This is a genomic window from Leisingera aquaemixtae, assembly GCF_001458395.1.
In the GTDB taxonomy this organism is placed as follows: Bacteria; Pseudomonadota; Alphaproteobacteria; order Rhodobacterales; family Rhodobacteraceae; genus Leisingera; species Leisingera aquaemixtae.
On the sequence record NZ_CYSR01000002.1, the window covers coordinates 182,164 to 195,263 of the forward strand.

At 66.4% G+C, this 13,100-nt stretch carries 14 protein-coding genes; 9 read left to right on the forward strand and 5 right to left on the reverse strand.

Features of this window, described 5'->3' with window-relative positions:
* Positions 1 to 81: 81 nt before the first annotated feature.
* Both nrdR and ribD read left to right on the forward strand, forming a co-directional pair.
* The gene (gene nrdR, locus PHA8399_RS00975) at positions 82 to 549 is read left to right on the forward strand and encodes a transcriptional regulator NrdR (protein ID WP_058284344.1); all 468 of its coding nucleotides are present in this window, start codon (positions 82 to 84) and stop codon (positions 547 to 549) included.
* Positions 549 to 1,646, forward strand: coding sequence for a bifunctional diaminohydroxyphosphoribosylaminopyrimidine deaminase/5-amino-6-(5-phosphoribosylamino)uracil reductase RibD (ribD, locus tag PHA8399_RS00980; protein ID WP_082649413.1), 1,098 nt, complete (start codon positions 549 to 551; stop codon positions 1,644 to 1,646). Before nrdR ends, ribD begins: the two co-directional genes overlap by 1 nt.
* A 187-nt stretch (positions 1,647 to 1,833) precedes the next feature.
* Here ribD and PHA8399_RS00985 read toward each other — a convergent pair whose 3' ends face one another.
* The 3 genes from PHA8399_RS00985 to PHA8399_RS00995 form a co-directional block, all read right to left on the reverse strand.
* The gene (locus PHA8399_RS00985) at positions 1,834 to 3,846 is read right to left on the reverse strand and encodes a capsule polysaccharide biogenesis protein (RefSeq protein WP_058284345.1); all 2,013 of its coding nucleotides are present in this window, start codon (positions 3,844 to 3,846) and stop codon (positions 1,834 to 1,836) included.
* A 6-nt stretch (positions 3,847 to 3,852) separates the two neighbouring features.
* The gene (locus PHA8399_RS00990; RefSeq protein ID WP_058284346.1) at positions 3,853 to 4,989 is read right to left on the reverse strand and encodes a polysaccharide biosynthesis/export family protein; all 1,137 of its coding nucleotides are present in this window, start codon (positions 4,987 to 4,989) and stop codon (positions 3,853 to 3,855) included.
* Positions 4,990 to 5,084: 95 nt separating this feature from the next.
* Complete coding sequence (locus tag PHA8399_RS00995; protein ID WP_058284347.1) at positions 5,085 to 6,377, reverse strand: capsule polysaccharide biogenesis protein; 1,293 nt, start codon at positions 6,375 to 6,377, stop codon at positions 5,085 to 5,087.
* Positions 6,378 to 6,543: 166 nt separating this feature from the next.
* On the opposite strand from PHA8399_RS00995, the gene PHA8399_RS01000 reads away from it, so the two are divergent.
* Positions 6,544 to 7,131 (forward strand): riboflavin synthase, encoded by a 588-nt coding sequence (locus PHA8399_RS01000; protein WP_058284348.1) that lies wholly within the window; start codon positions 6,544 to 6,546, stop codon positions 7,129 to 7,131.
* 169 nt (positions 7,132 to 7,300) lie between these two features.
* Here the strand turns inward: PHA8399_RS01000 and PHA8399_RS01005 are convergent, their stop codons facing one another.
* On the reverse strand, positions 7,301 to 8,353 hold the full coding sequence (locus tag PHA8399_RS01005) for a proline racemase family protein (RefSeq protein WP_058284349.1): 1,053 nt from the start codon (positions 8,351 to 8,353) through the stop codon (positions 7,301 to 7,303).
* A gap of 195 nt (positions 8,354 to 8,548) precedes the next feature.
* Between PHA8399_RS01005 and ribB the strand changes: the two genes are divergently transcribed.
* The 5 genes from ribB (at position 8,549) to PHA8399_RS01030 (ending at position 12,045) form a co-directional block, all read left to right on the forward strand.
* A complete protein-coding gene (gene ribB / locus PHA8399_RS01010) occupies positions 8,549 to 9,676 on the forward strand; it encodes a 3,4-dihydroxy-2-butanone-4-phosphate synthase (RefSeq protein ID WP_058284350.1) in 1,128 nt (375 codons plus the stop codon).
* A gap of 1 nt (position 9,677) precedes the next feature.
* Positions 9,678 to 10,229: a 6,7-dimethyl-8-ribityllumazine synthase gene (locus tag PHA8399_RS01015; protein WP_058284351.1), complete on the forward strand. Its 552-nt coding sequence runs from the start codon at positions 9,678 to 9,680 to the stop codon at positions 10,227 to 10,229.
* Positions 10,226 to 10,708: a transcription antitermination factor NusB gene (gene nusB / locus PHA8399_RS01020; protein WP_058284352.1), complete on the forward strand. Its 483-nt coding sequence runs from the start codon at positions 10,226 to 10,228 to the stop codon at positions 10,706 to 10,708. Before PHA8399_RS01015 ends, nusB begins: the two co-directional genes overlap by 4 nt.
* A gap of 171 nt (positions 10,709 to 10,879) precedes the next feature.
* Positions 10,880 to 11,209, forward strand: a complete 330-nt coding sequence (locus PHA8399_RS01025) for a hypothetical protein (protein WP_058284485.1) — start codon at positions 10,880 to 10,882, stop codon at positions 11,207 to 11,209.
* 353 nt (positions 11,210 to 11,562) lie between these two features.
* A complete protein-coding gene (locus tag PHA8399_RS01030; protein WP_058284486.1) occupies positions 11,563 to 12,045 on the forward strand; it encodes an MmcB family DNA repair protein in 483 nt (160 codons plus the stop codon).
* A 201-nt stretch (positions 12,046 to 12,246) separates the two neighbouring features.
* Here PHA8399_RS01030 and PHA8399_RS01035 read toward each other — a convergent pair whose 3' ends face one another.
* Entirely contained in the window at positions 12,247 to 12,432 is a 186-nt protein-coding gene (locus tag PHA8399_RS01035) for a DUF6324 family protein (protein ID WP_058284353.1), read from the reverse strand.
* An 88-nt stretch (positions 12,433 to 12,520) separates the two neighbouring features.
* Between PHA8399_RS01035 and PHA8399_RS01040 the strand changes: the two genes are divergently transcribed.
* Positions 12,521 to 13,018, forward strand: coding sequence for a GNAT family N-acetyltransferase (locus tag PHA8399_RS01040; protein WP_058284354.1), 498 nt, complete (start codon positions 12,521 to 12,523; stop codon positions 13,016 to 13,018).
* The last annotated feature ends 82 nt before the right edge of the window (positions 13,019 to 13,100 follow it).

Consider the following 13,100-nt stretch of genomic DNA (forward strand, 5'->3'; position numbering starts at 1 on the left):
TGGAGGGTAGCCTATAGTTGTGGATAACCGGGCCGATCCCGGCACTAATAATCAAACTGACAGGATTGAGGAAGCAGGCGGATGCGCTGCCCATTTTGCGGAAATATCGACACTCAGGTCAAGGATTCACGCCCCGCCGAAGATCATGTTTCGATCCGCAGGCGCCGGTTCTGCCCCGCCTGCGGCGGCCGGTTCACCACCTATGAGCGGGTGCAGCTGCGCGATCTGGTGGTCATCAAGACCAATGGCAAACGCGAGGATTTCGACCGCGACAAGCTGGAGCGTTCGATCCGCATCTCGATGCAGAAGCGCCCGATTGAGCCGGAACGCATCGACCAGATGATTTCCGGCATCGTGCGGCGGCTGGAAAGCATGGGCGAGACCGACATCCCCTCCAAAAAGATCGGCGAGATCGTGATGGAGGCGCTGGCTAGGATCGACACCGTGGCTTATGTGCGCTTTGCCAGTGTTTACAAGAACTTCCAGGCGGCAGATGATTTCGAGGATTTTGTCCACGAGCTGCGCCCGCCGGCGGCCCCGGAAGAATAATGGACACAGATCACCGTTACATGGCGCTGGCGCTGTCCCTGGGGCGGCGCGGGCAGGGCAATTGCTGGCCGAATCCGGCTGTGGGCTGTGTCATCGTGCAGGGCCGCCGCATTGTGGGGCGCGGCTGGACTAAGCCGGGCGGCCGCCCGCATGCAGAAACTGAGGCGCTGGCGCAGGCTGGTGACGCTGCCCGCGGCGCCACCGCCTATGTCACGCTGGAGCCATGCGCCCATCAGGGGGCAACGCCGCCCTGCGCGCAGGCGCTGATCAAGGCCGGGGTGGCGCGGGTTGTCGCCGCGATCGGGGACAGCGATCCGCGGGTCTCCGGCCAGGGCATCCGGATGCTGCGGGACGCGGGCATCCGGGTGGACACGGGGGTCTGGGGCGCCCAGGCGGCACGCGATCATGCCGGGTTCTTCCTGAAGACCGAACAGGGCCGTCCGCTGGTGACGCTGAAGCTGGCCAGCAGTTTCGACGGCCGCATTGCCACCGGATCGGGGCAGAGCAAATGGATCACCGGGCCGGAGGCGCGCCGCGCCGTGCATGCGATGCGCGCGCGCCACGATGCGGTGATGGTCGGCGGCGGCACGGCGCGGGCGGATGATCCCTCGCTGACGGTGCGCGATCTGGGGGTGGAGCGGCAGCCGGTGCGGGTGGTGATCTCCCGCCACCTGGACCTGCCGCTGATGGGCCAGCTGGCCCGCACGGCCAAGCAGGTTCCGGTCTGGCTCTGCCACGGCCATGGTGCGGATCAGGAGCGTATCCAGGCCTGGGAAGGGCTGGGGGCCAAGCTGATCCCCTGCGCCTCTCACGGGGTGCAGCTGGACGCGGCGGATGTGCTGCAGCAGCTGGGGCAGGCGGGTCTGACCCGTGTGTTCTGCGAGGGCGGCAGCGCCTTGGCGGCCTCGCTCCTGGCCTTTGATCTGGTGGATGAGCTGATTGGTTTCACCGCCGGTCTGGGGATCGGCGCCGAGGGGCTCCCCTCGATCGGGGCCCTGGGCATCGGCCGGCTGGAGGAGGCGCCGCGGTTCGAGCTGGTCGAAACCCGCCCCCTTGGCCCTGACATCCTGCACCGCTGGACCCGCGCGCTGCGCTGACGGCCTTCCGTCTTTTCTGTTGGGCGGTTTCTCCCGCCCGTCGCTGGAGCATGGTCATGCTCCGCTCCTGTTGGGCGTGGCCCGGCGCCTTGCGCCGGGCCACGCCCAAGGCCGCCAAGGATGCGCTGGCGCCAGCCAGGGCGTCCTGCGGGCGCGGGAGGTCTGCCGGTGCCGCTTGCTGCTGGGCTCAGCGCCAGAGGCGGGCGGAAGTCGCAAACAGTCCCTGCAGTTTGGAGAGCAGGCGGTTGCCAAGGCCCGGATGCGGCAGGCGGCCTTCGCGCGGGCGCAGCACCGCCACTTCTGCCGGGCAGGGCTGGCCGGTCACCGGGTCGAAATAGCGCGGGTAGTCGATCAGCGCCGCATGGGCGAGACCCAACAGCGGCACCTGTGCCGTCCGCCAGGGCGGCACAGGTGCCAGGTCCGCGGTCAGCCCCCAGCCGGCATAAAACGGCGTTCCCAGCGTTGTCACCTTCACCCCGCGCAGTAGCGCCTCGAACCCCAGGAGCGAGGTCATTGTCCACACCTCCTGCACGTTTCCCAGCAGGGCCATGGGGTCTGCCTGCGCGGCAACAATGTCCGCCAGCCCCTCGGCATTCACCTGGCCTTTGCGCAGCCCGGCCTCCACATCCGGGTGCGGCTTGTAGATGATCACCGCCTCCGGGTTGGCGTCCCGCGCGGCGCGCAAAAGCTCCAGGTTGGTCCGCACCTGCCCGGCGCCGCACAGGATCGACGCATCATCCTCCACCTGGCCCGGCACCAGGATCCGGCGGCCGTCCGGCAGCGCCGGGACGGCGCCGCCCAGGTTGTATTTCGACACGCCGTCCCGGACCAGCGACTGCACCAGGCTCTCGGCTCGCAGCGCCTCCGCCTGGGTCATGTCCACCCGGCGCGCAATCAGCGCATCCAGTTCGGAGGGCGTGCGCGGATCGTAGTAGATCCCGCTCCGGTCGGTCACCAGCGACAGCGGCGGCACCAGCTCCGCGCCCAGTCCGCGCGAGCGCAGGAAGCCGTCCTCCACCCGCACCGCGCCTTTATACGCCTCTGTTGCCTTGCCGGCCCAGACCATCCAGCTGCGGCCGCTGGCCTGTGCCATGGCCGGGTCTTCGGTGAACAGCACCTTCTTTTCTGCGCCATAGAACTGTTGCAGCGGCTTGCGTTTCCACATTCGCATTCCGGAGGCGGCCCAGCCACAATGGTCCTGCCGCCAGGCGCGGACGCGCGCCTCCAGATTGTCCAGCACCGTTTCCAGCTCGCACAGTTCTTCCCGGAACGGGTCGTGCCATTTCGGATAAAGGATCATCGCCGCCGCAAACAGCTGCGCCCGTGTCAGCCGCCGCTGCCGCCGCGCGGGCGGCGCGTCGTCCGTGCTCAGCCCCCAGCCGGCATAAAACGGCTGGCCGAAGACCCGCGGCTTGTGGCCTGCCAGGATCGCCTCGAACCCCAGCTGCGACGAGACGGTATAGACGCCGACCGCGCCCTCCAGCAGCGCCCAGGGCGACACGCTGCCGGTGAACAGCTCGACCCGCCCCTGTGCGTCTCCGGCGCCATAATAGCCCGCCCGGTAGCCGTGCAGCGTTTCGGGATGGGTCTTGATCAGCACCCGTGCGCCGGGGTGCTCCTCCTGGGCAAAGGCCAGCATCTCCAGAAACCGCGCGCGGTCTGCGCGCGATGCGGTGACGGAGGCATCGTCCCGTGCCTGGTCCGCCACCAGCACATAGCCGGGCTCCGGCACCGGATCTTCGGGATCAAAGGCGTTGTATTTGCTGAGATGCGCGGCCTTGAGCCGCGCAACCGCATCGCGCGCCCGGCGCATCAGATGCGCGTCATCCAGCGGGTGGCTGGCCAGGAGCTGCTCCAGATCCGACGGGACGCCAGCGTCGAAGTGCACTCCGGCGCTGTCCAGCAGCAGGCCCGCAGGCGGCTCCCCGGCGCGGCCGGGATGGACCGAGCGCAAGAAGGCATCCTCGACCCGCAGCAGCCCGCAGCCGCGCTTCTGCGCCACTGCCAGCCCGCGCTGCGCCGTGGGGGAGGCGCCCCAGATGCCGACCACGTCTTCGGGCTGTGGCAGCCCCAGCCGGATATCGTAGCCGGACAATTGCAGGATGCGCCGCACCCGGCGCTGGGTCAGAAAGCCGCCGTTGTAAACAAAAAGCCGGGACGCAGCGCTCCCGGCTTTGTGCTGGCCTGCGGTCAGGCTCATGCTGTTTTAGCTGCCGTCCAGCGCGGTCGAAACGCTCGACAGGGATCCGACCGGCGTCACCAGCAGCGAGATGGTCTTGGTCCACTGCGCATACGGCGCTTCGGTAACATAAAGCGTGTCGTCGTCGCGGATCACAAAATCGCGGGCGACAAACAGCCCGTTCGGCTGGGTCAGGTTCAGCACATAGACCATGCGCTGGGCGCCGATCAGATCGTCGCGGCCCAGCACCTGATTGGCGATTTCGGCAGGCTCGTTGCGCAGCACAAACACGCCCGTAGGGTCCGAGGCGGTGGAGATCAGGCCGCCGACCTGGGCAATGGCCTCCAGCGCGGACAGGTCCTGGCTTTCAAACGGCACCCGCGCCTGGGCGGAGGTTGCGCCAAGGGCGGTGAAGGAGCGGGTGTCCTCCTCCACCAGAATGCGGTCGCCGCCGCGCAGGGCGACATCCAGCGCCGGGTTGTCGAACAGGTCCTGGAACCAGATCTTGCCCTTTTCGTGGCCGCGGATCACGGTTACCTGGGCAATCTCCGGCTGGATCGTCACACCGCCGGCCTTGGCCAGCATGGAGGACAGGGTCCGGGTCGGGCGTTCGATCGGATAGACGCCCTGGGCGCCGACGGAGCCGGTGAGGCTGACAGTCGCCCCGTCGCCCGCCAAGCGGCGCACCTGCACCTGCGGATCCGGGGTCTGGTCTTCCAGCTCCCGGGTGATGGTCTCGCGCAGCTGATCCGGTGTATTGCCGGACGCCCGCAGGCGGCCTGCATAGGGCACAAAGATATAGCCGGCGCTGTCGACCTGCACCTCTTCCAGCACAGTGGCATTGGTGGCCTCGGCGGCCAGCAGCCCGTCATCGACGTTTTCCCAGACCGTCAGGCCCAGCACATCGCCGGGGCGGATGGTGTCAGAAGTCAGCCGCCCCGCCGAGGTGAACCCGGAGGAGAACCCCAGGGCAGGCACCACCGCCGTGGCGCGGGCCACCCGGTCGTTGACGGAGACGATAAAGGCATCGCCTTCCCGCTGCACGGACCCGGCGAAGATCTGGCGCTTGTTGGGGCCGACTTTGGGCAGGCCGCAGGAGGCGGCCAGCGTCAAGGCGGCCAGCATGGCCACCGGACGCGCCCAGCGAAGGGGAACGGATTTCACTGCTCGGTCTCCTCGACCAATTATTGTTTGCCTCAAGTTTTACCGGCAACCTAACCGGGCAGCAGGGAAAAATCCAGTCTTAGGGCAAATCTGCGTCAGGTCACCAGGCGCAACTGTTGCCGCGGTGCCGCTGTGCCCAGGCGCAGCGCGTCATAGGGATCTTCCTCCACCAGCATCATATCCGCCACCTGGCGCAGCAGCTGGCGGCGCCCGTTGCGCGAATAATACCCTCCGGGCACCTGCGAGGTCTCCAGCAGGAAGCGGCGGTAATCCTTGTAGGCGCGGCTGTCAGGGCGCCTGGCGGCGGCAAAGAATTCCGCCAGCGGCTGCTCCGAGACAAACTCAGGCTTGCCATAGACCGCGCGGCCGAATACCCGCAGCGGGATGCCGCGCCACAGCACCTGCTGGCCGGCGGTGGAGTTGACGGTCACCGCTGTGCGCGCCTCGTTCAAAAGCTGCGCCAGCTTGCCGCCGCGCACGTAATGCACCCGGCCGGCGATGCCGTGCTCCCGCGCCAGCCGCCGCAGGGTGCGGCGCACCTGGGCGCGGCCATCCTCCAGCGGGTGCGCCTTGATCACCAGGTGGTGGTGGCGCGGGGCGCCTGCGGCGAAACCGCCGATCACTTCCGCCAGGAAATCGCCCATGCTGCTGAACGGGGAATGCATCTGGAAAGAGCTGTCATGCTCCAGCTGCAGCAGCGCAAGGTGATAGGGAAAGCCGCCGCCGCGGATGCGCTGCTCCGCCAGCCGCCGCTCCAGCGCCTGGGCGGGCATCAGCAGCAAGCGCTTGAGGTAGAGCTGGAATTCCTTGGTTACAGGCAGCGCCCGGTGCGGGCGGAAGTTGCGGTACTTGCGGTTCCGGAACATCACGAACCAATGGTACAGCGCGCCATAGAAAACATGCTGGCGCATATCGCCCCAATGCGCAGGCGGCAGCGGCGCCTCCATGTCCGACAGCGCCAGCGCTTCCTGCATCTGCGGCACGGTCATGTCCATCAGCCGCGAATGGCCATTGGCGCCGCCGCGCTCATAGGTCACCCAGTAGGGACGCAAATAACCTTCCTCAAACACATGCACCGTCAGGCCGCGCTGCCGGGCCGCCGCCACCGCGGCGGCGTGAACGGGCCGGGTGTCGCCGTAAAGCACAAGATCGGTGATGCCGCGGCTGTCCAGCAGCCCGGCCAGCACGTCAGGCCACTCCCGCTGCGTTCCAGTGAAGGGGATGTAGCTCTCCCTGCCGCGCCAGAAGGCTTGATCGCCTGCATTGAACCCGACCCGCGCCACCTCGCAGCCCGCCGCCTGCAGCATTTTTCCGAGCGCTGCAAAGAACGGCCCGTGCGGGCCTTGCAGGAACAGAAAGCTCCGGTGCTTTTCGGCAGGGGTGGGCATCACAGGGGGGGCTGAACTCGAAAGACTAAGATAAGGATCGGATAATATTTGAGTGCGGCGAAACTAAGGCTTCAGCGGGGGGGATGGCAAGCCGGGGCTTGTGAAGACCGCACGGCTTGGCTACCTCTGCCGCAGGATAGACATTGCACCGGCGGGGAGCGCACCCATGTTCACAGGCATCATCACTGACGTTGGCACCATCGCCGAACTGGAGCAGCAGGGCGACCTGCGGGCAAGGATCCGCACCGGCTATGACACCGCCACCATCGACATCGGCGCCTCGATCGCCTCCGATGGTGTCTGCCTGACGGTGATCGCGCTGGGCGACGACTGGTACGACGTGCAGGTCTCGGCGGAAACCGTCTCAAAGACCAACCTCGGCGCCTGGACCGTGGGCAAGCGGGTGAACCTAGAGCGCGCGTTGAAAGTGGGCGACGAACTGGGCGGCCATATCGTGTCCGGCCATGTGGACGGCGTCGCCGAAGTGGTGGCCATGACGGACGAGGGCGACAGCACCCGGGTCACCCTGCGCGCGCCGCAGGCGCTGGCCCGTTTCATCGCCCCCAAGGGCTCGGTGGCGCTCAATGGCACCTCGCTGACGGTGAATGACGTGGATGGCTGCGATTTCGGCATCAACTTCATTCCGCACACCAAGGAGGTCACCACCTGGGGCGATGTAAAGGCGGGGGATCAGATCAACCTGGAAATCGACACCCTGGCCCGCTACGTCGCGCGGCTGCACGACGCCGGATAAGGGCAGGGCTCTTTCATCTTTCCTGAAATACTCCGGGGTGAGGCCGCCAGGCCGAGGGGCAGCGCCCCTCATGCTCCGGGGCGTCGGGGAGCAAACGCTCCCGCCCCTTTTGCCTGCATCACAGATACCGTCAAAAGCGTTGGGCCGCGCGCGCCGCCAAGGCGGCGCGTCACCACATGTCGCCAACGGTGTAGCCTGCCGGGAAGGGGTCGCTGGGGTCCAGCGTGTACTGGCTCAGCCCGTAGATCCAGCCTTGCCCTGACAGCGTTGGGACAATCGCTTGGTAGGGCCCAACCTGCGTTTCCTCCACGATCCGCCCGGTAAAGGTGGTGCCCAGCGGCCCGGCGTTCACATAGCTCTGGCCTAGCCCCAACAGCCCGCGCGCGTGCAGCACCGCCATCTTGGCGCAGGTGCCGGTGCCGCAGGGCGAGCGGTCGAGGATACCGCTGGCGTCCTGCGGGCGCTCCGGATCGAACGGGCCGGTCGAAAGGGTGACCGCTCCGCGCCCATGGGTTCCTTCCGCCTCCGGCGCGCCCCAAAGGTTGGTGATGGACGGGCCGGAGATCCCGGGATTGTCCGGATGCACCACCGGCAGCTGCTCGGCGGCGGCGTGGCGGATCGCCTCTGACACCCGAACGATCTCCGCGCCGTTGTCCGCATCGAGCGCAACGCCCAGAGTTTCGGCCCCGGCCAGCACAAAGAACATGCCGCCCCAAGCCACATCCACAGTGACGGTGCCCATTCCTGCCACCTCCACCTGCGCATCCAGATGCATGGCAAAAGCCGGCACGTTCCTGAACTCTACCCGCGTCACCTTGCCATCGCGGCATTCGGCCTTCACCCGGATCAGCCCGGCGGGGGCCTCCAGGGTCAGCTCCGTCACCGGCTCCGTCATCGGCACGATTCCGGTCTCCAGCAGCACCGTCACCACGCAGATGGTGTTGGAGCCGGACATCGGCGGGTATTCGGTCTGCTCGAAGATGATGAACCCCGCATCGGCCTCCGGGTGGCAGGGCGGCACGATGGCATTGCCGCACAGGCCGGGATTGCCGCGCGGCTCGCGCAGCATCGAGAGGCGGATCTCGTCATGGTTGGCGGCCATGTCCTGCATCTTCTCGAACACCGAGCTGCCCCGCAGCAGCGGCATGCCGCCGGTGATCACCCGGCCCGGTTCCCCCTCGGCATGAGCTTCGACGGCTTGCAGTATGCGGGATGCGCGCATGTCCGGTCCTCCCATCCATCTGGCATCTGGGATCCTGAATTGGATCCAAAGCCAGTTGTGCACAGCTGCACAGGCCGCGTCCAGACCCCTTGGTGCCGTTTGCGGGACTGGCATTTGCCGCCGGCCTGGGCTATCTGGCTGGGAAAGAACCCGCAGTGCCAGGCGTGCTGCCCATGCACATCGAAAGGCTGCCATATGAGCTTTGAAAAACCGGGGCCGGTTGAGGCGCAACTGCGCGATGCGATCAGCCCGATTGAAGAGATCATTGAAGAGGCCCGCCAGGGCCGCATGTTCATCCTGGTCGACCATGAGGACCGCGAGAACGAAGGCGACCTGGTGATCCCGGCGCAGCACGCCGATGCCGCCGCGATCAATTTCATGGCCACCCATGGCCGCGGTCTGATCTGCCTGACCCTGCCGGCCGAGCGGATCGAGGAGCTGGGCCTGCCGATGATGGCGCTGCACAACTCGTCGCGCCATGAGACCGCCTTCACCGTCTCCATCGAGGCGCGCGAGGGGGTCTCCACCGGCATCTCCGCCGCTGACCGCGCGCTGACCGTGGCCACCGCCATCGACCCGGAGAAATCCGCCGCCGACATCGCCACGCCGGGCCATGTGTTCCCGCTGCGCGCGCGCCGGGGCGGGGTGCTGGTCCGCGCAGGCCACACCGAAGCGGGCTGCGACGTGGCGCGGCTGGCGGGCCATTACCCGGCGTCGGTGATCTGCGAGATCATGAAGGAAGACGGCACCATGGCGCGCCTGCCCGACTTGGTCGAATACGCACAGAAACACGGGCTGAAGATCGGCACCATTTCCGACCTGATCACCTATCGCGCGCGCAACGACAACCTGGTGGTGGAAACCTCGCGCGAGACCGTGACCTCGGAATTCGGCGGCGAGTGGGAAATGCGGCTGTTCACCGACCAGACCCACGGCATCGAGCATGTGGTGATGATCAAGGGGGACATCACCACGCCGGAGCCGGTGCTGGTGCGCACCCATGCGCTGCATGAGGCGACGGACATCCTGGGTCTTGGCCCCAAGTCGGCCCGCCAGCTGCCCCGCGCGATGGAGATCATCGCCGAAGAGGGCCGCGGCGTGGTGACCCTGTTCCGCCAGCCGCGCAACGCGCTTTATGCCAACGAGGATGAGGGCCCGCGCACGGTGACCATCAAACAGACCGGCATCGGCGCCCAGATCCTGTCGGGCCTGGGCCTGCATGAGCTGGTCCTGCTGACCGACTCGCCCTCCACGAAATACGTCGGGCTGGACGCCTATGGCCTGTCCATCACCGGCAGCCGCCCCATTCTGAAGGACGCTTGATATGGCCGGACATGAAACCCACTACACCCTGCCGCGCGCAAAGTTCGACAAGCCGGTGAAGCTGCTGATCGTTGTCGCGCCCTACTACAAGGATATCGCCGACAATCTGGTCGCCGGCGCCGCGGCAGAGATCGAAGCCGCAGGCGGCACCTTTGAAATCGTGGAAGTGCCTGGCGCGCTGGAAGTGCCGACCGCAATTGCGATTGCCGACCGCAGCTCAAACTTCGACGGCTATGTGGCGCTGGGCTGCGTGATCCGCGGCGAGACCACACACTACGACACCGTCTGCAACGACAGCTCCCGCGCGATCCAGCTGATGGGGCTGCAGGGCCTGTGCATCGGCAACGGCATCCTGACCGTGGAAAACCGCAAACAGGCCGAGGTGCGCGCAGATACCGCCGATCAGAACAAAGGCGGCGGCGCGGCGGCTGCGGCCTTGCATCTGATCGCACTCACGCGTAAGTGGGGCGCCCAGACCAAAGGCATCGGCTTCAAAGCGCCCGCAGGGGCGTATCAGGTCGCCGGTACAGACAACGGATCCACCAGCGCATGAGCACCCAGGACAGCCGCCCCAAGGGCAATGGCAAGAATCAGATGAGATCGGCAGCGCGGCTTTATGCGCTGCAGGCGCTGTTCCAGATGGAACAGAGCGGCCAGACCTTTGACCAGGTGATCGTCGAGTTCGAGGACCACCGGTTCGGCGCTGTCTATGAAGGTGACGAGATGGCGGAAGGCGATGCCAAGGTCTTCCGCAAGCTGGTGCGTGAGGCGGTGAACTATCAGGCGCGGATCGACCAGATGACCGACCGCGCCCTGGTGGCGAAATGGCCGATCGCCCGCATCGACCCGACCCTGCGGGCGCTGTTCCGCGCGGCGGGGGCTGAGCTGACCCAGTCCGACACCCCGCCCAAAGTGGTGATCAACGAGTTTGTCGACATTGCCCGCGCCTTCTTTCCCGAAGGCAAGGAGCCGAAGTTCGTCAATGCCGTCCTGGACCACATGGCACGGGAGGCTAGGCCGGACGCGTTCTAAGACCGGCCTGCACAGGGTTTTGAGGATAAAAGGGCGCGCCGCAGGGCGCGCTTTTTGTTTCAGGGGCTGGTGCTGCGCAAAGGGTGCGACAAATTCCGCTCATTCTGCCCGCAACCGCTGGACGGCGCTGCAAAGGCTGATAACCTCTTCGAGCTTATCTGGAGGACTCAGATGCCTGAACTGGTGAAAATGTATATCCGCAATGTTGTGATCGGCTTTGGTATCGCGGCCGCCTTTGTCGCGGTGCTGCTGTGGTTCAACGTGATGAACCTCTGGTCGCTTGTCACCGCCTCGGATGCGGGGCTGCTGGCGGCGTTCCTGCTCTGGTTCATGCATGGCATCGTCTTTGCCGGGGTGCAGTTCGCCTGGGCCGTAATGGCGATGGCTGAAAAAGGCACTGGCCCCCGCCGCGGCACGCCTGTGGTTGATGCGTTTCAGCCGGTGAAAGTGCCCGCCGAAAAGCCATCCCAGGCACAGCGTCAGTTGCGCACCCGCCGCTGATACGCAGAATAACGGAAATCCGAACCGCGCTTTCCTGACGGAGGGCGCGGTTTTCTTTTGCGGAGGGGGGGGACGCGGCGGGACCACCAGTCAACCGTGCGGCTTTGATTCCCGAGGACCTGTATATACAGGTGGGCGCCAGGTAAACGGACCAGGATCCGGACAGAGCCAGCTCCCTCGGAATTGCTTAAGGCCACCGGAATGCTGCCTGTCACGAGAAGGGCAGAACCCGCCAAGGCCGTAAGTAAGCTGCCCGGCCCCTTGTTGCAAGGGGAACGCAAGGCGGGCTTTCATCATTTCCCGGCAGAACCGCGGGATTGCAATTTGTTCACCAATTGTTCACATTCACGCCCATGATGGAAGATCTGCAGCCCGGACAAAAACTGGCCCGAGGGGTGTCGCGCTGTCTGCGTTCGCTTGGATTCGCGCCGCTGGAGGAATTCGTGCCCGCCCGCGGCTTGCGGGTGGACGTGATGGCGCTGGGGCCGAAGGGCGAGCTTTGGGTGATCGAATGCAAATCCAGCCGCGCCGATTTTCAGGCCGACAGCAAGTGGGAAGGCTATCTGGAGTGGTGCGACCGCTATTTCTGGGCGGTGGACATGGATTTTCCGGCCGAGCTGCTGCCGGACGGCACCGGGCTGATCATCGCTGATCCCTATGATGCGGAAATCATCCGCATGGCGCCGGAGGACAAGCTGGCGCCGGCCCGGCGCAAGAAGCTGGTGCAGAAATTCGCCATGGACGCTGCCCGCCGCCTGCAATTCCTGCGCGATCCGGTCCCGGGCAAGGACGGGCTGCTGCTGGGCGGGGCAGGGGGCGCAGATCTGGAAGTATAAGGCGGAGGGGCGCGCTCCCGCGCCTGCAGGTGCCCCGGCTGCGCCCGGGTCCCCTTGGCAGCCTTGGGCCCAGCAGAGCGCCTTCGGCGCCCTGCTGGCGGCCGCGCGCTGCGGCCGCGTTTGCGGCAGAACCGGAAACCGGTCTTGCGGCAGAACCGGAAACCGGTCTTGCGGCGGGCGCGGCGGTTCAGACGGGCCGGATCACTTGATGCTGCGCGCCGCCTGGGCTGCTGCGCGGATCTCATCGGCGATCTCTTCCGCCTCTTCCGGATCGAAGTCCATCGGAATCTCGGCGCCGCCCGCCTCGATGAAGATCCGCACCATGCCCTGATCGGTCGGGCCGATTTGCAGGTTTGCCTCGATGTCGCGTTCGGTATTGATACTCATCTTGCACTCCCTAGCCGGTCAGCGGAATGCAGCCGGTGCTAGCCCGCCGCACGCTGAAAGGCAAGCCGCCTTTGCGCTACACTGAGGCATGACGGATGTGATCTTGCGCCGATTCGCCCCGACCGACATGCAATGGCTGGTAGCCCGCCACCAGGATCTCTATGCCCGCGAGGCGGGCTTCGACCAGACCTTCGGGCCGCTGGTCGCCGACATCCTGCACAGTTTCTGCGCAGGCCATGATCCCGCCTGCGAGCGGGGCTGGATGGCCGAAAGCCGCGGCGAACGGCTGGGGACGGTGTTCTGCATGAAGAAGGACGCGGAGACCGCGCAATTGCGGCTGTTCCTGCTGACCCCGGAGGCCCGCGGCAAGGGCCTGGGCAAGCGGCTGCTGCGTGAATGCGTGGAATTTGCCCGGGCCGCGGGATACCGGGGCATGATGCTGACAACCCATGAAAGCCACCGCACCGCCTGCGCCCTGTACCGCGCGTTCGGCTGGCAGCTGACGGGCAGCCGCCCGGTGCGCAGCTATGGCCAGGACTTGGTGGAACAGACTTGGCGGCTGACGTTCGAAACCGTCGGCGCCTGATTTCCGCTGGGCGGGCTGCGCTGGATTCGGCTGCAATTGCAATCGCTTGTGGATAAATCCAAGGCGGATGCGGCGGATTGCA